Source organism: Nocardioides sp. LMS-CY, assembly GCF_018732145.1.
GTDB classification, from domain to species: domain Bacteria; phylum Actinomycetota; class Actinomycetes; order Propionibacteriales; family Nocardioidaceae; genus Nocardioides; species Nocardioides soli.
The window spans coordinates 549,711-569,697 of sequence record NZ_CP076104.1; the positions used below are offsets into that span (position 1 = coordinate 549,711).

General features: G+C 73.6%; 20 protein-coding genes and 1 tRNA gene. 9 read left to right on the forward strand and 12 right to left on the reverse strand.

Annotated elements, in window-relative coordinates; genetic code table 11:
- Positions 1 to 69 precede the first annotated feature (69 nt).
- Positions 70 to 789 carry a helix-turn-helix transcriptional regulator gene (locus KM427_RS02645; RefSeq protein ID WP_215526166.1) on the reverse strand — a complete coding sequence of 240 codons (720 nt, stop codon included), beginning with the start codon at positions 787 to 789 and terminating at the stop codon, positions 70 to 72.
- 39 nt (positions 790 to 828) lie between these two features.
- Between KM427_RS02645 and KM427_RS02650 the strand changes: the two genes are divergently transcribed.
- The 3 genes from KM427_RS02650 to KM427_RS02660 all read left to right on the forward strand — a co-directional run bounded on the left by KM427_RS02650 (position 829) and on the right by KM427_RS02660 (position 2,397).
- The gene (locus KM427_RS02650; protein ID WP_215526167.1) at positions 829 to 1,473 is read left to right on the forward strand and encodes a DsbA family oxidoreductase; all 645 of its coding nucleotides are present in this window, start codon (positions 829 to 831) and stop codon (positions 1,471 to 1,473) included.
- A 90-nt stretch (positions 1,474 to 1,563) separates the two neighbouring features.
- On the forward strand, positions 1,564 to 2,118 hold the full coding sequence (locus KM427_RS02655; protein ID WP_215526168.1) for a hypothetical protein: 555 nt from the start codon (positions 1,564 to 1,566) through the stop codon (positions 2,116 to 2,118).
- A gap of 48 nt (positions 2,119 to 2,166) precedes the next feature.
- On the forward strand, positions 2,167 to 2,397 hold the full coding sequence (locus tag KM427_RS02660; protein WP_215526169.1) for a DUF2249 domain-containing protein: 231 nt from the start codon (positions 2,167 to 2,169) through the stop codon (positions 2,395 to 2,397).
- A gap of 81 nt (positions 2,398 to 2,478) precedes the next feature.
- Here the strand turns inward: KM427_RS02660 and KM427_RS02665 are convergent.
- Positions 2,479 to 2,555: transfer RNA gene (locus KM427_RS02665), tRNA-Pro, on the reverse strand.
- Positions 2,556 to 2,619: 64 nt separating this feature from the next.
- Positions 2,620 to 3,570, reverse strand: coding sequence for a metallophosphoesterase (locus KM427_RS02670; protein ID WP_215526170.1), 951 nt, complete (start codon positions 3,568 to 3,570; stop codon positions 2,620 to 2,622).
- 26 nt (positions 3,571 to 3,596) lie between these two features.
- Between KM427_RS02670 and KM427_RS02675 the strand changes: the two genes are divergently transcribed.
- Positions 3,597 to 4,058 (forward strand): GatB/YqeY domain-containing protein, encoded by a 462-nt coding sequence (locus KM427_RS02675; protein ID WP_183592492.1) that lies wholly within the window; start codon positions 3,597 to 3,599, stop codon positions 4,056 to 4,058.
- A 15-nt stretch (positions 4,059 to 4,073) separates the two neighbouring features.
- Here KM427_RS02675 and KM427_RS02680 read toward each other — a convergent pair whose 3' ends face one another.
- On the reverse strand, positions 4,074 to 6,470 hold the full coding sequence (locus tag KM427_RS02680) for a penicillin-binding protein (protein WP_183592493.1): 2,397 nt from the start codon (positions 6,468 to 6,470) through the stop codon (positions 4,074 to 4,076).
- Positions 6,471 to 6,692: 222 nt separating this feature from the next.
- Here KM427_RS02680 and KM427_RS02685 point away from each other — a divergent pair, with 222 nt between their 5' ends.
- Complete coding sequence (locus tag KM427_RS02685; RefSeq protein ID WP_183592494.1) at positions 6,693 to 6,983, forward strand: WhiB family transcriptional regulator; 291 nt, start codon at positions 6,693 to 6,695, stop codon at positions 6,981 to 6,983.
- A gap of 17 nt (positions 6,984 to 7,000) precedes the next feature.
- Here KM427_RS02685 and bagB read toward each other — a convergent pair whose 3' ends face one another.
- Genes bagB through KM427_RS02700 form a run of 3 tightly spaced genes read right to left on the reverse strand, consistent with a single transcriptional unit; the run spans position 7,001 to position 10,021 of the window.
- Positions 7,001 to 8,230 (reverse strand): ArsA family ATPase, encoded by a 1,230-nt coding sequence (bagB, locus tag KM427_RS02690; protein ID WP_183592495.1) that lies wholly within the window; start codon positions 8,228 to 8,230, stop codon positions 7,001 to 7,003.
- Positions 8,227 to 9,240, reverse strand: a complete 1,014-nt coding sequence (bagA, locus tag KM427_RS02695) for an ATPase BagA (protein ID WP_215526171.1) — start codon at positions 9,238 to 9,240, stop codon at positions 8,227 to 8,229. The genes bagB and bagA overlap by 4 nt, the downstream gene beginning before the upstream one ends.
- A 22-nt stretch (positions 9,241 to 9,262) precedes the next feature.
- Positions 9,263 to 10,021, reverse strand: coding sequence for an IclR family transcriptional regulator (locus KM427_RS02700; protein WP_215526172.1), 759 nt, complete (start codon positions 10,019 to 10,021; stop codon positions 9,263 to 9,265).
- Positions 10,022 to 10,124: 103 nt separating this feature from the next.
- Between KM427_RS02700 and KM427_RS02705 the strand changes: the two genes are divergently transcribed.
- The 3 genes from KM427_RS02705 to KM427_RS02715 all read left to right on the forward strand — a co-directional run bounded on the left by KM427_RS02705 (position 10,125) and on the right by KM427_RS02715 (position 12,322).
- Positions 10,125 to 10,898, forward strand: coding sequence for a CoA transferase subunit A (locus KM427_RS02705; RefSeq protein WP_215526173.1), 774 nt, complete (start codon positions 10,125 to 10,127; stop codon positions 10,896 to 10,898).
- Positions 10,895 to 11,521 (forward strand): CoA transferase subunit B, encoded by a 627-nt coding sequence (locus KM427_RS02710; RefSeq protein WP_215526174.1) that lies wholly within the window; start codon positions 10,895 to 10,897, stop codon positions 11,519 to 11,521. The genes KM427_RS02705 and KM427_RS02710 overlap by 4 nt, the downstream gene beginning before the upstream one ends.
- A gap of 72 nt (positions 11,522 to 11,593) precedes the next feature.
- Entirely contained in the window at positions 11,594 to 12,322 is a 729-nt protein-coding gene (locus KM427_RS02715; protein ID WP_215526175.1) for an SDR family oxidoreductase, read from the forward strand.
- A 9-nt stretch (positions 12,323 to 12,331) separates the two neighbouring features.
- Here KM427_RS02715 and KM427_RS02720 read toward each other — a convergent pair whose 3' ends face one another.
- Positions 12,332 to 13,705, reverse strand: coding sequence for an MFS transporter (locus KM427_RS02720; protein ID WP_215526176.1), 1,374 nt, complete (start codon positions 13,703 to 13,705; stop codon positions 12,332 to 12,334).
- 186 nt (positions 13,706 to 13,891) lie between these two features.
- On the opposite strand from KM427_RS02720, the gene KM427_RS02725 reads away from it, so the two are divergent.
- A complete protein-coding gene (locus KM427_RS02725) occupies positions 13,892 to 14,761 on the forward strand; it encodes a sigma-70 family RNA polymerase sigma factor (protein WP_215526177.1) in 870 nt (289 codons plus the stop codon).
- A gap of 109 nt (positions 14,762 to 14,870) precedes the next feature.
- Here KM427_RS02725 and KM427_RS02730 read toward each other — a convergent pair whose 3' ends face one another.
- The 4 genes from KM427_RS02730 to KM427_RS02745 form a co-directional block, all read right to left on the reverse strand.
- Positions 14,871 to 17,282 (reverse strand): ABC transporter permease, encoded by a 2,412-nt coding sequence (locus tag KM427_RS02730; protein ID WP_215526178.1) that lies wholly within the window; start codon positions 17,280 to 17,282, stop codon positions 14,871 to 14,873.
- Positions 17,279 to 18,046, reverse strand: coding sequence for an ABC transporter ATP-binding protein (locus KM427_RS02735; RefSeq protein ID WP_215526179.1), 768 nt, complete (start codon positions 18,044 to 18,046; stop codon positions 17,279 to 17,281). The genes KM427_RS02730 and KM427_RS02735 overlap by 4 nt, the downstream gene beginning before the upstream one ends.
- 64 nt (positions 18,047 to 18,110) lie before the next feature.
- Positions 18,111 to 18,713: a response regulator gene (locus KM427_RS02740; protein WP_221199923.1), complete on the reverse strand. Its 603-nt coding sequence runs from the start codon at positions 18,711 to 18,713 to the stop codon at positions 18,111 to 18,113.
- A gap of 62 nt (positions 18,714 to 18,775) precedes the next feature.
- Positions 18,776 to 19,927 carry a sensor histidine kinase gene (locus tag KM427_RS02745; protein WP_215526180.1) on the reverse strand — a complete coding sequence of 384 codons (1,152 nt, stop codon included), beginning with the start codon at positions 19,925 to 19,927 and terminating at the stop codon, positions 18,776 to 18,778.
- Positions 19,928 to 19,987: the final 60 nt, after the last annotated feature.

A 19,987-nucleotide genomic window follows, 5' to 3' on the forward strand; every position in this document is an offset into this window, starting at 1 on the left:
CCACCGACTCGGGTCGGCGGAACGGTGGACCACCCGCCGCCGCCGGGCTCGACGGTCCGGCGGGCACGGTCAGGCGGCCTGCCCGTCGCCTCCGGTCGGGACCGGCTCGAGGCGGGCCAGGCACAGTTCCGGCGTCACGAACGGCTCGAGCGCGCCGGTGCGGATCGGCGCGCCGTTGCGCTCGAGCGCACCCTGCATCAGGCCGAGGTGCACCCCGCACACCACCGGGCTGTGCTGCTCGGCGACCTGGCGGAACGGGCACCGGTGCAGCTCGATGGTCCGGCCGGCGTCGGTCGGGTGCGGCGCGAAGCCGAACCGGTCGAGCAGGCCGGTCAGGTCGGCCGTGGCCCGCTCCGCCGACGGGGGCGCCGACGGCTCCCGGGCCAGGGTCCGACCCCAGGCGCGGCCGGCCGCGGTGGCCTCGGCGACCGGCTCGGGCGCGGTCTGCTCCACGTGGTTGACGAGCACCTCCGCGAGCAGTCGATAGCTGCTCTCGTCGTCGGGGCCGGCGTCCGGCTCCTCGGACGTCGCTGCGACCGCGTCGTACACCAGTCGAGGCCGACCGGGTCGGTCCCGAGCCTCCCGCCGACCGGTGGCGAGGCCGGCGTCGACCAGCTGGGCGAGGTGCATCCGGACCGTGTTCGGGTGCAGGTCCACCAGGTCGGCGAGCTCGAGGATGGTCAGCGGTGCGGGTGCGGCGCGCAGCGCCTCCAGGACCCGCACCCGGCTCTCGCCGGCGAGCAGCCGGTGCCGCTCCCGGTCGACCGGAGTCGCGAAGTGATCGGTCACACCCTGTATTTTTCACGGAAGTTCCTGTAAAAACAAGTCATGAGCGCGATCGTCTACGCCGACTTCAGCTGCCCGATGTGCTACCTGGCCAGCCTGCGGGTGGACCGACTGCGGGCCACCGGCCGTGCCACGCCGGACTGGCGTGCGATCGAGCACCGACCCCGACTGCCGCTCACCGGGCTGCGCCTGGGTCCGGCGGCGCACCGGCTCCGGGACCGCGAGCTGGCCGCGGTCGCGCGGCTCGCGGAGTCGGGCGAGGAGCTGCCGACCGGCTCCCCGGCCCTGTTGCCGCACACCGGCGCCGCGGTCGCCGCCTACGCCGAGGCCGTCGGCGCCGGGGTCGCCGACCAGGTGCGGTCGCTGCTGTTCCGCGCCTACTGGCTGGAGGGCGGCGACATCGGCGACCCCGAGGTGCTGCGGCACCTGCTGCCCCCGGCGTTCGCGACCGGCCGAGCGACCGGGGACCCGGTCCGGGACTTCGGCTACGCCGTCACCTCGCAGCGCGGTCCGGTCACCACTGCCGCCTACCGACGCATCCGCGACTGGCGGTGCGACTGGCTCGCGCTCGGCGCACCGCTCGCGCTCACGCTCACCGCCGACGACCTCACCACCGACGCCCTCACTACCGGGGCCGCGGCCCTTGCCGGGCTCCGGACGAGGGAGGAGCTTCGCGACGCCTCGTGACCCCACGTGACCCGACGGCAGGCGGCAGGGGCGTCACGCCGAGGTCCGAACCCACTCGACCCACGCGACCCACTCGACAGGAGGCACATCATGAGAAGGCGGCGACCACCCGCGGTACCGGCTCAGCTGGTCCATGAGATCGACGAGGCGCTCGTCGCCGTCGACACCGCACGCGCGCACCTGGCCCGCGCCCGGGCCGAGCAGGTGCCCCTCCTCGAGCTTCGTGCGGCGAGCGCGGAGGTCAGGGGCGCCTTCGACCGGGCCGATGCGCTCCTGCGCCAGGCCACCGGTCTGGCCAGGCAGCACTCCTACCGCGAGTGGTCGGCGTGGCGGCACCGGCTCTCGATCCTCGGCACCGCGCGCGTGATGCACCTGTTCGCCGAGCAGGACGAGATCGGGCTGCTGTCGATCGGGAGTGTGCGTGCCATCGACACCGGCATGTCCGGGCCCGCGATCGGTGACCTCCAGCACGGTGCGTCACGTGCTCCCGGCACACCGCCCACCTACGGTCTCGACTTCGACGCGCTGCTGATCGGCGGACCCGCCACCGCTCCGCCGACCGGAGCGGACCGGGCCGAGCCGCCCGTGGTGATCGCCATCGAGACGTCGAGCGCCCGAGACGAGTCGCCGCCCGAGGCGGCCTGAGGACCCGGAACCACCACAACGGAACCACCGCAACAGAACGGAGGCACCATGCAGGATCTCAAGCAGCTCGACATCCGCCCACACCCGCCCGCCCGCCGCCACGAGCTCATCTTCGAGACGTACTACGCGCTGGCTCCGGGGGAGGCGTTCGAGCTGGTCAACGACCACGACCCCAAGCCGCTGTACTACCAGTTCGAGGCCGAGCACACCGGTCGGTTCACCTGGGAGCCGACCGAGCAGGGCCCGGAGGTGTGGAAGGTCCGCATCGGGCGGACGTGAGCACGCCTCGGCCCCCGAACGAACGACACCCGGACCTGCAGTTGCAGGTCCGGGTGTCCACGATGTCCTGAGACATCACACTGGTCGGGCTGACAGGATTTGAACCTGCGGCCTCCTCGTCCCGAACGAGGCGCGCTACCAAGCTGCGCCACAGCCCGATCGGCCCACCGGAGCGGGCCGGGGGCAACCATACCGGAGCCCGGGCGGCGCCCTGAAATCGGTTCAGACGGTGGTCGGTGTCGTGGACTCGATCAGGGTCAGCAGGGTGGCCTCGGGGCGGCACGCGACCCGGATCCGGGCGTACGGGCTGGTCCCGAGGCCGGCCGAGACGTGCAGCCACGACGACCCCGGATCGCCGGGCCGCGACGCGGCCGGATGCCGGTGCAGGCCCTTGGCCCGCGCGGGCTCGAGGTCGCAGTTGGTGGTCAGCGCACCGACCCCGGGCAGGCAGACCTGGCCGCCGTGGGTGTGCCCGGCGAGCACGGCGTCGTATCCGTCGGCGGCGAACCGGTCCAGCACCCGCAGGTACGGCGCGTGCGTCACGCCGAGACGCAGGTGGGCCTCGGGGTCGGCGGCGCCGGAGACCAGGTCGAGCCGGTCGTAGCCCAGGTGCGGGTCGTCGACGCCGGCGCAGGCGATCCGCAGGCCGCGCACCTCGACCGAGGCACGCCGGTTGGTGAGGTCGGTCCAGCCCGCGCCGGAGAGGGAGTCACGCAGCTCGCGCCACGGCAGCTGCGCGGTGTCGGTGTTCCGCCGCCCGTCGTCGGGGAGCAGGTAGCGGACCGGGTTGCGCAGGCTCGGCTCGAAGTAGTCGTTGGACCCGAAGACGAACACCCCGGGCACGTCGAGCAGCTCGCCGAGGCCGTCGAGCACGGCCGGCACGGCGTCGCGGTGAGCGAGGTTGTCGCCGGTGTCGACGACGAGGTCGGGCCGCAGCTCGGCGAGGCCGCGGAGCCACTCCCGCTTGCGCCGCTGGCCCGGGGTCAGGTGCACGTCGCTGAGGTGCAGCACCCGCAGCGAGGGTGCCCCCGGTGGCAGCATCGGCACCGTGACCCGGCGCAGCGTGTAGGCCCGGGCCTCCACGACGGCGTACGCGGTGAGCGCCGCGCCGGCGACCGCGCCGGTCCCGAGGACGCCGAGCGCGGTACGGCGCGCGACGTCACGGGAGCTCACCTGGCAAGGCTGCCACAATGGCGGTCATGAGTGTGCTCAAGGACCGTCTCCGCGCCGACCTCACCACCGCCATCAAGGCCCGGGACGAGGTGCGCTCCTCGACGCTGCGGATGGTGCTGACCGCGATCACCAACGCCGAGGTGGCCGGCAAGACGGCTCGCGAGCTCAGCGACGACGAGATCATCGGCGTGCTCTCCACGGAGGCGAAGAAGCGCCGCGAGGCCGCCACGGCGTTCACCGACGGCGGTCGCCCCGCGATGGCCGAGAAGGAGACCGCGGAGGCCGCCGTGATCGCCGACTACCTGCCCGAGCAGCTCTCCGAGCAGGAGGTCGTCGACATCGTCACCGCCGCCATCGCCCAGGCCGGCGCGGCCGGCGAGGGCATGAAGGCGATGGGCAAGGTGATGGGCATCGTGCAGCCCCAGGTCAAGGGCCGCGCCGACGGCGCCGCGGTCGCGGCGGAGGTACGCCGCCAGCTGGGGGCCTGAGCCGCCGCGAAGGCCTCAGCGGCCCCCGCCGCCGTGGCCGCGCCCGCCGTGGCCACGACCACCGCGGTTGCCGTTGTTCTTGCCCTTGCCCTTGTTCGGCTTGGTCGACGGCGGCGGCGTGCCGTTGGACTCGTAGATCGTGACCACGGAGCCCTTCGCGATCGACGAGCCGCCCGACGGGCTGGAGTACGCCGCGGTGCCGGCGGCGTACTCGGAGTACGTCGTGCCGCCGCGGATCGCGTTGAACCCGGCCTGCTCGATCGTGCGCTCGGCCTCGTCCATGCTCATCCCGCCGACGCTGGGCACGGTCGCGGGGATGCCCTGCACCGCGGTCTGGGACGGCGGCGTGAAGTCGACCGGGTCCAGGTTGCCCTGGATGGCATGCATCGCCTTGGCCCACATGGGACCGGCGAAGCCGGAGCCGGAGACGGAGTAGACGTAGCTGCCGGCGATGGTCTGGCCGGCGAGCGGGATCGGCTTCTGGCCGTCCTTGCTGGCGCCGGCGATCATCGCGGCCGTCGAGAGCTGCGGGGTGTAGCCGACGTACCAGACCGACTTGCCGTCCTGGGTGGTGCCGGTCTTCGCGGCGGACGGCACGGTCAGGCCGGTCCCCTGCCCGTAGCCGAAGCCGCCGGGCTCCTGGACGCCGCGCAGCACGTCGTTGACGGCGTCGGCGGTCGTCTGCTGGATCACCTGCTGGCAGGAGCTGCCGTACTTCTTCAGGACGTTGCCCGACGAGTCGGCGATCGAGGTGATCGGCACCGAGTCGCAGTGCAGGCCGCGGGCCGCGAACGTGGCGTACGCCTCGGCCATCTCCAGCGGGCTCGCGTCGGCGATGCCGAGCGTGAACGTCGGCACCCGCTCGGGCAGGTGCGTGCCGTCGCCCTCGGGGTAGGTGAGCTGCACGCCCATCCGCTTCGCGAGCTTGAACGGCTCGCAGACCCCGGTCGCGCGCTCGAGCATCGCGTAGAAGGTGTTCACCGACTCGCGGGTGCCGCGGTAGAGGTCCATGGTGCCGTACGTCGTGGAGCTCGACACGTTCCACGGCCCGACGAAGTTGCCGGCGCCCTTGCAGTTGGCGAACTCGGCGGTGTCGATCGTCATCGACTGCGGGGCGTTGAAGGTCGTCTGGAGCGGGATGCCCTGCTCCACGGCCGCGGCGAGCACGAACGGCTTGAACGTCGAGCCCGCCTGGAAGCCGGCGGAGTCGCCGTACTTCGTCGGGACCGCGTAGTTGAGGAAGGTCTCGCCCGCCTGCTCGTTGCGGCCCATCGGTCGCGACTGCGCGATCGCCCGCACGTAGCCGGTCGACGGTTCGACCATGGCGAGCGCGCCGACGGCCCGGTCGCCCTTGTAGACGTGGCCGGACACGGCGGTCTCGGCCGCCGCCTGGTCGGCGAGGTCGAGGGTGGTGCGGATCGTGAGGCCGCCGGACTTCAGCAGCTGCCGGCGCTGGGCGACGGTCTTGCCGAGTGACGGGTCGTCGAGGAGGTAGTTCCAGGCGTAGTCGCAGAAGAACGGCGCGCGGGAGTACCAGCAGCCGTTCTTGGAGGCCACGACGTTGAGCCCGAGCTTCTTCTCCTTGGTCTTCTCGGCCTTCTCGCGGGTGATCACGTTGAGCTGGGCCATCCGGTCGAGCACGATGTTGCGCCGCTCGAGCGCCCGGTCGGGTGAATTGGTCGGGTCGTAGCCGGTGGGGTTCTTCACCAGGCCGGCGAGCATGGCCGACTGCCGCAGGTTGAGCTTCTTGGCGTTGACGCCGAAGTAGTGGCGTGCCGCCGACTGGATGCCGTAGGTGCCGTCGCCGAAGTAGGCGATGTTCAGGTAGCGCTCGAGGATCCAGTCCTTGCTGTGGTGCTGCTCGAACGCGATCGCGTAGCGCAGCTCGCGCAGCTTGCGGGCGTAGGTGTCCTCGGTGGCCTCCGCGCGCTCGGCCTTGGTCTTCGCCTGCGTCTGCAGGGTCATCTTGACCATCTGCTGGGTGATCGAGGAGCCGCCCTGCACCACGCCGTTGTTGGCCTGGTTGGTGATCAGCGCGCGCACCGTGCCCTTGAGGTCGAGCGCGCCGTGCTCGTAGAAGCGGGAGTCCTCGATGGCGACGATCGCCTCGACCATGGTCCGGGAGATCTGGTCGAGCGAGACGTTGACGCGGTTCTCGTCGTAGAACGTCGCGATCGTGTTGCCGTCGTCGTCGAGCAGCCGGGTCCGCTGCGGCAGCGGGTCGGTCTCGAGCTCGGCCGGCAGGTTGTCCATGGCCTTGGCGACGTTGCGTGCCCCGATGCCCATGACGCCCGCGAACGGGATCGCGAGGCCGGCGACGACGACGCCGAGGATCGCCGCGACCGCCACCATGACCAGCAGATGGGAGGCGACACGGCCGGCGGAGAGGCGCTCCTCGCGTGGGACAACCATGCCCGCTAGGGTACGGGACCGGTCCGAGCCCGCCCGATTTCGCGATGGTACCGCCTCGATGGCCCCGACCCGAGGGGGCTAGTCCGAATGGACTACGGGATTTGGGCACAAATAGTCTGTTTCTGGGCGGGGTGGTTCCTTAACTTTGCCTCCCGAGGGGAAGTATCCCGGGTAGGCGTCATGGGGACGCCGCCTATCTCGGAATGATGTGGGGACATCACCATGTGGGTTGAGGATTGGGCCAGTGCGGCCGCGTGTCGGGAATCGCATCCGGATCAGCTGTTCGTGCGCGGCGCGGAGCAGAACAAGGCCAAGCAGCTGTGCTCCGCCTGTCCGGTGCGCACCGAGTGCCTCGCCGAGGCGCTCGACAACCAGATCGAGTGGGGCGTCTGGGGCGGGATGACCGAGCGGGAGCGCCGGGCGCTGCTGCGCCGGCGTCCGCATGCCTCCTGGCGAGCCGTGCTCGAGGCCGCTCGCGACAAGGACGGCTCGCTGGCCGCGGTCACCGTCTGACCGCTCGGGTTGACCGCTCAGGCACCCGCAAGCAGCTGACCGACCCGGCGCAGGCCGGCGAGGTCGTGGACGTCGCCGGCGAGTGCCGGCACCACCGCCGTCGGCACCTGCGGGTGCGCGGCGGCGAACCGTGCGCGCAGCTGCTCCTCGCGCTGCACGATCCGCGACCGGTCGGCGTGCAGCCGCAGCAGTCCCGCGGTGAGTGACGACGGATCCTGCTGGCGCAGCCGGGCGGCCGCCGCCATCGCCTCGTCGGCGGACAGCGCCCCGGACGGCTCCGGGCTGGCCCGGTTGACGACCAGGCCGGCCAGCGGCATGTCGTCCTCGGCGAGTCGCTCGACGAAGTACGCCGCCTCGCGCAGCGCGTCGGGCTCGGGCGCGGCGACGACGAGGAACGCCGTACCGTCGGCCTGGAGCAGCTCGAAGGTCTTCTGGGCGCGCTGCCGGAACCCGCCGAAGAGGGTGTCGAACGCCGCGACGAAGGTCTGCATGTCGCGCAACACCTGGGCGCCGAGGACCTTGTTGAGCGCGCCGGTGATCAGCCCGAGGCCGGCGGTCATCATCCGTGCCGGGCCCTTGGCGGGGGTCAGCAGCAGCCGGATGAACCGTCCGTCGAGGAAGCTCGACAGCCGCTCGGGGGCGTCCAGGAAGTCCAGTGCCGACCGGGACGGCGGGGTGTCCACCACGATCAGGTCGTAGCTGCCGTCGCGCTGCGCATCGGCGTGGAGCTGGCCGAGCTTCTCCATCGCCATGTACTCCTGCGTGCCGGCGAACGAGCTCGAGAGCGCGATGTAGAAGGGGTTCGAGAGGATCTGCTGGGCCTTCTCCGGGGTGGCCTGGCTCTCGACCACCTCGTCGAAGGTGCGCTTCATGTCGAGCATCATCGCGTCGAGCCCGCCGCCCTTGCGGTTGCCCTTGCCGTTGGTGCGCAGCCCCGCGACCGGCCGGGGGGTGTTGTCGAGCTGCTCGATCCCCATCGACTGGGCGAGCCGCTTGGCCGGGTCGATGGTCAGCACCACCACCCGGCGGCCGCGCTCCGCGGCGCGCAGGGCGAGGGCCGCGGACGTGGTCGTCTTGCCGACCCCGCCGGAGCCGCAGCACACGATGATGCCGATGCCCGGGTCGTCGAGCAGCGCGTCGACGTCGAGCTCCGGCGCCGGGCCGGGGCGGCTGGCGAGGGGGCCGACGCGGCCCCGGGACCGGTCTCGTGGGGTGCTGCGTGGGGTGCTGCGGGGGGTGCTGCTCATGCCAGTCCCTGCGCCTTCAGGTCGCCGGCGAGCTCGTAGAGCGCACCGAGGTCGATCCCGCTCGGGAGCCGGGGCAGCTCGTACGTCGGGCGGCCCAGCCCGCCGACGAGCTCGCGCTGCTGGTCCTCCAGCGCGCGCCGTACGGCGTGATCGGAGGCCTCCTGGAGCAGCCCGTCGACGAGGCCGTCGTCGGGGTCGATCCCGGCCTCGACGAGGTCCGCCTCGATCGCGACGAGGTCGAGCCGGCCGGAGCGTGCGGCCTCCAGGTCGGCCGACGAGAGGTCGCGCGGGCGGACCTGGTTGACGACCACGGCACCGACCGGCAGCCCGGCGGCCTCGAGCTCGGCGATCGCGTCCGCGGTCTCCTGCACCGGCATCTCCTCGAGCACGGTGACGAGGTGGACCGCCGTGCGCGGCGAGCGGAAGAGGGTCATCACGGTGTCGGCCTGGCCCTTGATGGGGCCGACCTTCGCCAGCCCGGCGAGCTCGTCGTTGACGTTGAGGAACTGCGTGATCCGCCCGGTCGGCGGGGCGTCCAGCACCACCGCGTCGTACCGGGTCGCGGACTTGTTCCGGCTGTTGCGCTGGACGGCCTCGAAGACCTTGCCGGTCAGCAGCACGTCGCGGACCCCGGGTGCGATCGTCGTGGCGAACTCGATGACGCCGAAGCGGTCCAGCGCCCGGCCCGCGCGGCCGAGCTTGTAGTACATCGCGAGGTACTCCAGCAGCGCCGACTCGGCGTCGATGTGCAGGGCGTGCACGACGCCGGGTGCGCGGCCGTCGTGGCGCAGCCCGGTGGCGATCCGGCGCTCGGCGTACGGCAGCGGGTCGACGTCGAACATCCGCGCGATGCCCTGCCGGCCCTCCACCTCGCAGAGCAGCACCTGCTGGCCGTGGGAGGCCAGCCCGAGCGCGAGCGCCGCGGCGACGGTGGACTTCCCGGTGCCGCCCTTGCCGGTCACGATGTGCAGGCGCACGCGCGACCAGTCGGGCTCCGTCGGCTCGGCCATGCTCGACAGCGTAGGCGGCGGGTCAGCCGCGCCGTAGGGCTGTGGTCACCTCGTGGGCGGCGCGCAGCAGCAGCGTGCCGAGCTCGCGCCGGCGGTCGCGGCCGAACCGCTGCTCGATCCCGGTCAGGCTGAGCGCCCACATCGGACGGTCGTCGCGGTCGAAGACCGCGGCCGCCATGCCCCAGCTGCCCTCGACGATCAACCCGGGGTTCACGGCGTACCCGGCCCGCCGGGTCGCCGCGACCCGCGCCCACAGCGGCTCGGTGTCGTGGGTGACGCCGTGCGCCGTGACCAGGTCGGTGCGGGCCAGGTAGGCGTCGATCTCGGCGTCGGGCAGGTAGGCGAGGATCGCCAGGCCGGCCGACGCGACCCCGAGCGGGAAGCGGATGCCCTCGTGCAGCACGTGCGAGCGGATCGGGAAGCTGCCGTCCTCGCGCAGCAGGCAGACGGTCTCGTCGCCGCGACGCGCGGAGAAGAACGCGCTCTCGCCGGTCACCAGGGCCAGCTGACGCACGAACGGCTGGGCGACCTCGGTCACGTCGTACCGACTGGTCGCGGCGGTGCCGAGCAGGTAGAGCTCCGGGCCGAGCAGCCAGCGGCCGTCCGGGGCCCGGTCCACGAGGCCCTCGCCCAGCAGCGAGGTGAGCAGCCGATGTGCGGTCGGCCGGGCGAGACCGGTGGTGCGGGCGACCGCGGAGGTGGTGCCGCCGTCGGGCTCGTGGGCCGAGACGGCCCGGAGCACGGCGCCGACCCGGCCGACCACGTCTGCTGGGGTGTTCACTCAGTGGACGCTACCTCTTCGTCACGTCCACGTGATGAGTGATCGGCGTCTGGTGGGTGGGCAGACGTTGACCCGATCCCGCTGGCCGTCTTGGATCGTGCGCATGGACAAGGTGGTGAGCTCGGCCGCGGAGGCGGTCGCGGACATCCCCGACGGCGCGACGCTGTCGGTCGGGGGCTTCGGGCTGTGTGGGATCCCGTCGGTGCTGATCCAGGCGCTGCTGGAGGCGGGCACGACGGACCTCGAGGCGGTCTCGAACAACTGCGGCGTCGACGACTGGGGCCTGGGACTGCTCCTCTCGGAGAAGCGGATCCGCCGGATGATCTCGTCGTACGTGGGGGAGAACAAGGAGTTCGCCCGCCAGTACCTCTCCGGGGAGCTCGAGGTCGAGCTGACCCCGCAGGGCACGCTCGCGGAGCGGATGCGGGCCGGCGGGTCCGGGATCCCGGCGTTCTTCACCGCCACCGGCGTGGGCACGCAGGTCGCCGAGGGCGGGCTGCCGTGGAAGTACGACTCCGAGGGCAACGTCGTGGTGTCGAGCCCGGCGAAGCAGACCCAGACCTTCGAGACGGCGGAGGGGCCGCGGGAGTTCGTGCTCGAGCACGCGATCGTGGCCGACTTCGGCCTGGTGCGCGCCTGGAAGGGCGATCGGCACGGCAACCTCGTCTACCGCGACTCCGCGCGCAACTTCAACCCGCTCGCCGCGATGAGCGGCCGGGTCACGGTCGCGGAGGTCGAGGAGCTGGTGGAGCCCGGCGAGCTGGACCCCAACGAGGTGCACACGCCGGGGGTGAACGTGGCGCGCGTGGTCGCGCTGACGCCGGAGCAGGCCGCGGACAAGCGGATCGAGAAGCGGACGGTCAGGGAGCGGGCATGAGCTGGAGTCGTGAGGAGATGGCCGCGCGGGCGGCGTCCGAGCTGTCCGACGGGTCCTACGTGAACCTCGGCATCGGGCTGCCGACGCTGGTGCCCAACTACGTCGCCGACGACGTCGAGCTGGTGCTGCAGTCGGAGAACGGCATCCTCGGGGTCGGGGCCTACCCGATCGACGGCGAGGAGGACCCCGACCTGATCAACGCCGGCAAGGAGACCGTCACGCTGCGCTGGGGCGCCAGCTTCTTCGACTCGGCCACGTCGTTCGGGATGATCCGTGGCGGCAAGATCGACGCCGCGATCCTCGGCGCCATGCAGGTCTCGGCGGCGGGCGACATCGCGAACTGGATGATCCCCGGCAAGATGGTCAAGGGCATGGGTGGCGCGATGGACCTGGTCCACGGCGCCAAGAAGGTGATCGTGCTGATGGAGCACGTCGCCAAGGACGGGTCGTACAAGATCGTCGACGAGTGCTCGCTGCCCTACACCGGCCGGGGCGTGGTGCAGCGCATCATCACCGACCTCTGCGTCCTGGACGTCACTCCCGAGGGGCTGCGGCTCGTCGAGCTGGCCCCGGGGGTCACCGAGGACGAGGTCCGGGAGAAGACCGAACCCCCGATCCGCTGAGGCTTCGCCGGCCCCGCGAGGTCACGCCTCGCGGGGCTGTCGTCTCGCCACGACCTGGACGAGACTGAGTCCATGAGGATCGCCGTGGCCGGGGGAACCGGAGTCGTGGGCCGCCACGTCGTCGAGGTCGCCCGTGAGCGCGGCCACGACGTCGTCGTCCTGAGCCGGTCGGAGGGCGTCGACCTCACCACCGGTGCGGGGCTGATCGACCGACTGGCCGGGGTCGATGCCGTGATCGACACCAGCAACCGGCCCGTGCAGAAGCGCGCCGAGGCGGAGGCGTTCTTCCGCGCTGTCACCCGGCACCTGCTCGAGGCCGAGCGCCGGGCCCGCGTCGGCCACCACGTCGTGCTCTCGATCGTGGGCATCGACGGGGTCGACTCCGGCTACTACGCCGGCAAGCGGCTCCAGGAGCGAGTCGTCGCCGAGGGCGAGGTGCCCTGGACGGTGCTGCGGGCGACCCAGTTCCACGAGTTCGCCGAGCAGGTGCTCCAGTTCGCGCGGATCGGCCCGTTCTCGCTGGTGCCACGGATGACGAGCCAGCCGGTCGCGGCGCGCGAGGTCGCGGAGGCGCTGGTCGACGCCGCGGAGGCGGGACCGGCCGGCCGGTCGCCCGACCTCGCCGGGCCGGAGGTCCACCAGATGGTCGACCTCGCCCGCCGGGTGGCGCACGGCCGCCGCGTGGTGCCGGTGCCGCTGCCGGGCGCCGCCGGTCGCGCGATGCGCTCCGGGGCCCTGCTGCCCACCGGGCCGGGCCCCCGCGGCCGGATCACCTTCGACGCGTGGCTGGCCGACCGCTGAGCGAGCGGGTCAGCCGACGGGCTGCGCGCGGCCCGGTGCGGTCCGCGCGGCCGTGACGACCGCCAGCACCCCGATGGCGGAGGCCAGCACGAACACCGACAGGAACGGGTCGGCGCCCGCCCGGTTCGCCACGCCGAACACGATCCCGGAGACCGACAGGGCGAGCGCGCCCCCGAGCGAGTCGGCGATCGACAGCGCGGCGGAGTTGAAGCCGCGGTCGGCGTCGGTCGAGGCGGCGAGCATCGCGACGCCGGTGCGCGGGTAGCCGAAGCCCATCCCGGCCCCGGCGACGGCGTACGCCGCGATCGCGAGTGCCCAGGGCCCGTCGATCGCCACCACGAGGGCGAGCGCGGTCGTGGCGAGCAGCGCCAGGCCGCTGCCGCAGCGCATCGCCGCCACGTGGGAGACCCGCTCGCCGAGCCGGGACTGCACCTGGCTCGCGCCCGCCCACGTGAGGCCCACGACCATCAGCGCGATGCCGGCGGTGCCGGGCGTCAGCCCCCAGTGGTCCTGGAGCACGAAGACGATGTAGGCCTCGGAGCAGAAGAACGACGCGCTGAGCAGCCCGCGGGTGTCGATGACGGAGGGCAGGCCGCGCCGGGCGACCAGGGCGCCGGCCGGCAGCAGTCGCCGCAGGGAGAGCACGACCGCAGCGAGCGCCGCGATCGCGAGGAGGGCGGCGGCGCCCTCCCGGGAGCCGAGCAGCTCGAGTGCGAGCACGGCCGCCGCCGCGACCGCCGCCCAGGCCAGTCGGGAGCGCGGCACGGGCTCGCCCTCACCGGGCCGCCCGATGCCCCGCAGGGCCGGGACGATGAGCAGCGCGGCGAGCACCACGAGACCGACGACGCCGAGGAAGACCCAGCGCCACCCCGCCGCATGGGCCACGAACGCCGCGAGCGCCGGGCCGAACAGGGAGGGCAGCACCCAGGCCGCCGCGAAGCTCGCGAACACCGCGGGCTGGAGCACCGCCGGGAAGACCGCGCCGACCACGACGTACAGGCACACGGTGAGCGCGCCGCCGCCGAGCCCCTGGAGCACCCGTCCGGCGACCAGCACCTCCATCGAGGTCGCCGTACCGCAGACCACGAGCCCGAGCGCGAAGAGGACCAGGGCCGCCGCGAGCGGTCGCACCGGCCCGCGGCGGTCGCTCCAGGCGCCGGCCGCGACCATGCCGACGACACCGCTCGCCAGTGGCGCCGCGAACGACAGCGCGTAGAGGCCGACCCCGTCGAGCTCCGCGGCGACGGTCGGCATCACCGTGGTCACCGCCGTCGCCTCGAACGCCGCGAAGGCGCAGAGCGCGAACATGCCGATCGTGGTGGCGGCGTACGTCGGGGAGAGCAGCCGGGGCCGGTCCTCGGCCGGTGGAGCGGTGAGTGTCACGTCAGGACGGTAGGACTTCAACCGCGGTTCAGATCAATCGGTTTCGGGCCGCGCGCAGGTGTGCTGCGTCGCCGTGTGACCTGGGGCACGCGGGGGTGGCTGGTTCGGATGGCCCATGCGGTGGTTCGGGTAGCCCGTCTCGACCATTACGGACGAGTAGGCCCGGAAAGCCCTCAGGAGTGCGTCATGAGGGCGGAGGTACGCCGTTCCGCTCGCGTGACCAGCCCGATCGCCGACTCCACCGCCCCCGAGCAGCTCGCCGTCGACCACATCCCCCTGGTGGCGCACCTGGTGCGCGAGATCTCGGGCCGGATCCCGGCGTCGGTGGACCGCGACGACCTCCGCTCGGCGGGGCTGGTCGCGCTGGTCGCGGCCGCGCGTGCGTTCGACGCCGACCGGGGTGTGCCGTTCCCGGCGTACGCCGCCCAGCGCATCCGCGGCGCGCTCGTCGACGAGCTGCGCTCGGTCGACTGGGCGTCCCGCTCGGTGCGGCGCAAGGGCCGCGAGATCGAGGCCGCCCGGCAGCGCCTCGCCACGGCGGTGGGGCAGTTCCCCGACGACCGGGTGGTTGCCGAGTCGCTGGGCGTCTCGACCGCCGAGGTGGTGCGCAGCGATGCCGACGTCGTCCGCGCCGCCGTGCTGTCGATCCACGGCACCGACCGCGACCTCGCCGACGACCTGCCCACCACGGCCCTCGGGCCACAGGCGGCCCTGGAGCGTGCCGAGCGGCTCGCCTACCTCGCGGACGCCATCGCCGAGCTGCCCGAGCGGCTCCGGGTCGTCGTCCGCGGCTACTTCCTCGAGGAGCGACCGATGGCCGAGCTCGGTGCCGAGCTCGGCGTCACCGAGTCGCGGGTCTCCCAGCTGCGCGCGGAGGCCCTGGCGCTGCTCCGCGGCGCGCTGGCCGCCGGGCTCGAGCCGCACCTGGCCGAGGAGCCCGCCAATCCGGGCGGCGTCGCCGCCCGACGCAGGACGGCGTACGCCGCGTCCGTCGCCGCCCGCCACGCCGCCCGCCACGCCGCCCGGCGCCGGGTGCCGTTGGGTGCCTCCGCCTGACCCCCGGCCGAGGCCCTCTGGAGCCGGATTTTCGGATAGTCCGTCACGTTCTGGTTGTTGGGGAGCGCTCCCAGCAGCCATTTCGTGACGGACTATCCCAGCGGACGCCTCAGTCCAGGCTGAGCCCGGCCGCGGGCGACACCCGCGCCGCGCGGCGGGCCGGCAGCAGGGCCGAGAGCAGGCCGGCGACCGCGGCCACCAGGACGACGATCGCCAGCTGACCCCAGGGCAGCACCATCGGGGCGTCCTCGACGGCCTTCCTCACCAGCGCCTGCACGGCCACCCAGGCGAAGGTCGCGCCGATCGCCGTACCGAGGACGGTCGCCACCACGGAGAGCAGCATCGCCTCGGTCGCGAGGGTCGCGCGCAGCTGGCGGCGGGTCAGGCCGAGGGCGCGGAGCAGGGCGTTCTCGCGGCTGCGCTCGAGCACCGACAGGCCGAGCGTGTTGCCGATGCCGATCAGCGCGATCACGACCGCGATCCCGAGCAGCGCCACAACCGTGCCGGTGAGGATGTCCAGCTGGAGGGTCACCCACGACCGTTCGCGCAGGCTGTTGACCACGTCCGCCCCGGCCGGTGCCGCGAGCGCGTCGAGATCACCGCCCAGGTCCTCGGCGTCCGCGCCCGGCTCGGCCCGCACCCAGACCGCCCACGGCTCGGGTGCGTCGGTGAGCGCGGCCAGGGTCGCCGGCGCCACGATCGCCGCCTCGCCGAAGCCCGCGCCGCCGCGGACCCGCAGCACCTCGCTGCGGTCGCCGACCCGCACCGTCACCCGGTCGCCGACCGCGAGGTCGTCCATGACCTCCCAGGGCAGCCAGACCTGGCCGGGCCGCGGGGTCGCCATCGCCGGCGTACCCCGGACGAACCCGCCGACCTCGCCGGTCGAGACGAGCGGCAGCCGGCCGACACCGCTCACGGTCGCCGAGGTGCCCGGCAGCGCGACCGCCGACCCCACGCCGGGCGCCGACCGCACCCGGTCGACGAGGTCGGCGGGCAGCGAGCGCTCGCCGCCGGTGAGCGTCACGTCGACGGGATAGTCCCGGTCGAGGTCCCGCTCGACCGCGCTGCGCGAGCTGGCCAGTCCGACCAGCACGGCGGTGGTGAGCGTGACGCCGACCAGCAGGGACGCGGTCGTGGCAGCGGTACGCCGCGGGTTGCGTACGGCGTTCTCGGCCGCGAGCCGGGCCGGGGCGCCGGCGAGCCGACCGGCGACGCCGCCGACCGCGCGGATCAGCGCGGGCACCAGCACCGGCCCGAGCAGCAGCACGCCGCCGAAGGCCGCCGCGCCGCCGGCGACCATCGCGCCCGGGCTGGAGGCGCTGATCGACAGCGCGAGCAGCGCGACACCGACGGCGATGGTGACCAGGCCGAGCAGCACCCGAAGCCGGCCGGCACCGGTGCGCACACTCGCCGAGTCGTCCGGACGCAGCGCGGTCAGCGGGCTGACCCGCACCACGCGCCGGGTCGGCAGCCAGGCCGCGACGACCGTGACCAGCACGCCGACCACGAACGCGCCGACGTACCAGGATGGAGCCGGCACCGGGAACGCCATGCTGCCGCTGGGCAGCGCCGACTTCGCCAGCGCCACGAGGGCGTACCCGAGGCCGGTGCCGACGACCAGTCCGAGCGCCGCCGCCAGGACGCCGAGCGCCAACGCCTCCACCCGCACCGAGCGGAGCACCTGGCGCCGGGTGGCGCCGACGCAGCGCAGCAGCGCGAAGTCGCGGGCGCGCTGGGCGAAGAGGATCGAGAACGTGTTGGCGATGACCAGCACCGAGACGAACAGCGCGATCGCGGCGAAGACCAGCAGCATGATCGCCAGCACGTTCACCTCGTTGGTGAGCTCGGCCTGGCGGTCCTCGACGAACTCGTCGCGCGGCTGCACGGTCGCGCCCCGCGGGAGGTCGAGCGACGACGCGCCGGGTCCGGCGTACGCCACCGAGTCGATCCAGAGGTCGTCGTCGAGGGCCCGCAGGTCCGACCAGGGGAGGTAGAGCTGGGCGCCGACGCTGGCCGACGGCGTGTCGACGAGCCCGACGAGCGTGGCCTCGACGGAGTCGCGGCCGGTGCCGACCTCGACCCGGTCGCCGAGGGAGACGTCCTTGCCCTTGACGGCGTTGGCGTCCGCGACGACTTCGCCCGGCCGCTGTGGGAAGCGGCCGTCGCGGAGCACCTGCCAGCGCAGCGCCGGATCGGCGGCGATGCCGCCCACGTCGGTGCGCTCACCGAAGAGCCGGTCGCCGATCCGCACCTGCTGCGGCGTCCAGCCGAGCACGGCGGCGGAGTCGCCGTCGCGCTCCGCGCGGTCGACGATCCGCGCGGCCTGGTCGGCGTCGACGTCGGTGACGACCACGTCCGCGCCGCGGTAGGGCAGCTCGACGCCGGCGACCAGGCCGGCCCTCGCCGCCTCCGACAGCAGGCTGGTCACGACGATGAAGGAGACGCCGATGACGACGGCGACGGCCGCCGAGACGTAGCGGCGGGTGTGGGTGCGCAGCGACGCGCGCAGCACCGTCCTCATCGGCCGGCTCCCGGCCGGCCGCCGCGCAGGGTCTCGACCAGCTGCTCGGCCGTGGGCTCGACCAGGTGCGCCCGGATCTGCCCGTCGGCGATCACCACGACGTCGTCGGCGTACGCCGCGGCGTCGAGCTCGTGGGTCACCATCACCACGGTCTGCCCGAGTTCGCGCACCGAGCGGCGCAGGAAGCCGAGCACCTCCGCGGAGGCGTCGCTGTCGAGGTTGCCGGTCGGCTCGTCGGCGAACACGATGTCGGGCTGGCTGACCAGCGCCCGGGCGATGGCGACCCGCTGCTGCTGTCCGCCGGAGAGCTCGGCGGGGCGGTGCCCGAGCCGGTCGCGGATGCCGAGCACGTCGACGACCAGGTCGTAGCGGTCGCGGACCTCGGCGTCGACCCGGCGGCCCGCGAGCTCGAGGGGGAGCAGCACGTTCTGGCCCGCGGTGAGCATCGGGAGCAGGTTGAAGGACTGGAAGACGAAGCCGACGTGCTCGCGCCGGAAGACCGTCAGGGCCGTGTCGTCCATGTCCTCGAGCGCGCGCCCGGCGACCTGCACCGACCCGCCGGTGGGGGTGTCGAGCCCGGCGAGGCAGTGCATCAGCGTGGACTTGCCCGACCCCGAGGGGCCCATGATCGCGGTGAACCGCCCCGCGGGCAGGTCGAGGTCGACGCCGCGGAGGGCGTGCACGGAGGCGTCGCCCTGGCCGTAGACGCGGGTGAGGCCGCGGGCGCTGGCCGCGAGACGGACGGAGGTCTGGGTGATCGTCATGCCTCGACGATCGCGGTCTTCCGCGCGCGGATCGTCAGCCCGCGGGCCGGGCCCGGCGTACGACTCAGGTCGTACGCACCAGGCCGGTCTCGTACGCCAGGACGACCAGCTGCACCCGATCGCGGGAGCCGGTCTTGGCGAGCAGCCGGCCGATGTGCGTCTTCACGGTGGCCTCGGCGACGACGAGGTCGGCGGCGATCTCGGGGTTGGACCGCCCGCGCCCCACGAGGACCAGCACCTCGCGCTCCCGCTCGGTCAGCCCGGCCAGCCGGTCGTCGGCCCCGGTGTGAGCGTCGGGCAGGACGGCCGCGAACCGGTCGAGCAGCCGACGCGTCGTGCTCGGGGCGACCACGGAGTCGCCGGCGTGCACGGTGCGGATCGCCGCGAGCAGATCCTCGGGCGGGGCGTCCTTGAGCAGGAACGCCGCCGCGCCGGCCTTGATCGCGGCGAAGGCGTACTCGTCGAGGTCGAACGTCGTCAGCACCACCACGCGCGGCACCTCGCCGCGCCCGGTGAGCGCCCGGGTCGCCTCGACGCCGTCCATGCGCGGCATCCGGACGTCCATGAGCACCACGTCGGCGGCGGTGACCGCGAGCTGCTGCACCGCCTCGCCGCCGTCGCCGGCCTCGCCGACGACCTCCATGTCGGGCTGGCTGTCGACCAGCATCCGGAAGCCGCCGCGCACCAGCTGCTGGTCGTCGACGAGGAAGACCCGGATCACCCCGCCGCTCACCGGGGCAGCCTCGCACGCACGCGGAAGCCGCCACCGGGCCGGGGCCCTGCCTCCAGGTCACCGCCGTGGGCGGTCACCCGCTCGCGCATGCCGAGCAGGCCGAGGCCGTGCCCGTCGTCGGGAGCCGCGGCCCCGCGGCCGTCGTCCTCGACGAGCACGGTGACCTCGTCGTCGACGGTGACGTCGACGCGCACCCGGACGTCCGGGCCGGCGTGCTTGCGGACGTTGGTGAGGGCCTCCTGGACGATCCGGTACGCCGTCAGCCCGATGCCGTCCGGCACCGAGGTCGCCGGGTCGGGGAGCGTCGCGTCGACGGAGGTGCCGACCACCAGGCCCGCGAGGTCGGCGAGCCCGGGCTGGGGCAGGAGGTCCGCGCTGTCGCCCGTGCGGAGGAGTCCGAGCATCCGGCGCATCTCCTGGAGCGCCTCGCGGCCGGTCGCGGAGATCGTCGCGAGGGTGTCGGCCGCGACGGCCGGATCCCGCCGCGCGGCGTACCGGGCACCGTCGGCCTGCACCACGATCGTCGACAGCCCGTGGGCGACCACGTCGTGCATCTCGCGGGCGATCCGGGCGCGCTCGTCGGACGCCGCGAGCGCGACCTGCTGCGCCGCCTCGCGCTCGATCCGCTCGCCGCGCTCGACCAGCGCGTCGACGTACGCCCGGCGGGTGCGGGCCAGGGCGCCCAGTGCCCACGCGGTGACCACGATGGTGGCGATGGTGACGACGTACGCGATCACCGGGTCGGGCTCGAGGTTCCCCCCGAAGCCGAGCACCCAGCGGATCGCCGCGACCACGGCGCCGCACAGGCCCACGCCGACGGCCGCGAGTCCCCAGGCCGCCGACGCGTAGCGGGCGACCGAGTAGACCGCGACCGGGAACGCGACCTGGCTCCACATCGGGGTGTCGATCAGCGCGGCCTGGGCGGCACTCGCGAGCGCCACCACCGCGAACACGGCCACGGGATGGTGCCGGCGCCAGTAGAGCGGGACCAGCTGGGCGAGCGAGATCACCAGGCCGGTCCAGCCGGGGTCGGTCAGCGGGGTGAGCGCGGCGGGCGTCACCAGCGCCGTGGCCAGGGCGATGTCGAACCACCACTGCCCACGCGGGCCGAGCCGCCACGGCTGGCGGTGGGCGGGCGCGGTGGTCACGGGAGCGACCCTAGTTGGGCTCGAGGTCGTTGACGTCAGACCACGGGTGGACCCGGCGTA

Bases quoted from the DNA above. Each gene is read 5' to 3' on its own strand.
- KM427_RS02650 (WP_215526167.1), top strand. From the start codon at position 829: ATGAGCGCGATCGTCTACGCCGACTTCAGCTGCCCGATGTGCTACCTG.
- KM427_RS02655 (WP_215526168.1), top strand. From the start codon at position 1,564: ATGAGAAGGCGGCGACCACCCGCGGTACCGGCTCAGCTGGTCCATGAG.
- KM427_RS02660 (WP_215526169.1), top strand. From the start codon at position 2,167: ATGCAGGATCTCAAGCAGCTCGACATCCGCCCACACCCGCCCGCCCGC.
- KM427_RS02675 (WP_183592492.1), top strand. From the start codon at position 3,597: ATGAGTGTGCTCAAGGACCGTCTCCGCGCCGACCTCACCACCGCCATC.
- KM427_RS02680 (WP_183592493.1), bottom strand. From the start codon at position 6,470: ATGGTTGTCCCACGCGAGGAGCGCCTCTCCGCCGGCCGTGTCGCCTCC.
- KM427_RS02685 (WP_183592494.1), top strand. From the start codon at position 6,693: ATGTGGGTTGAGGATTGGGCCAGTGCGGCCGCGTGTCGGGAATCGCAT.
- bagB (WP_183592495.1), bottom strand. From the start codon at position 8,230: ATGAGCAGCACCCCCCGCAGCACCCCACGCAGCACCCCACGAGACCGG.
- bagA (WP_215526171.1), bottom strand. From the start codon at position 9,240: ATGGCCGAGCCGACGGAGCCCGACTGGTCGCGCGTGCGCCTGCACATC.
- KM427_RS02705 (WP_215526173.1), top strand. From the start codon at position 10,125: ATGGACAAGGTGGTGAGCTCGGCCGCGGAGGCGGTCGCGGACATCCCC.
- KM427_RS02710 (WP_215526174.1), top strand. From the start codon at position 10,895: ATGAGCTGGAGTCGTGAGGAGATGGCCGCGCGGGCGGCGTCCGAGCTG.
- KM427_RS02715 (WP_215526175.1), top strand. From the start codon at position 11,594: ATGAGGATCGCCGTGGCCGGGGGAACCGGAGTCGTGGGCCGCCACGTC.
- KM427_RS02725 (WP_215526177.1), top strand. From the start codon at position 13,892: ATGAGGGCGGAGGTACGCCGTTCCGCTCGCGTGACCAGCCCGATCGCC.
- KM427_RS02730 (WP_215526178.1), bottom strand. From the start codon at position 17,282: ATGAGGACGGTGCTGCGCGCGTCGCTGCGCACCCACACCCGCCGCTAC.
- KM427_RS02735 (WP_215526179.1), bottom strand. From the start codon at position 18,046: ATGACGATCACCCAGACCTCCGTCCGTCTCGCGGCCAGCGCCCGCGGC.
- KM427_RS02740 (WP_221199923.1), bottom strand. From the start codon at position 18,713: ATGCTGGTCGACAGCCAGCCCGACATGGAGGTCGTCGGCGAGGCCGGC.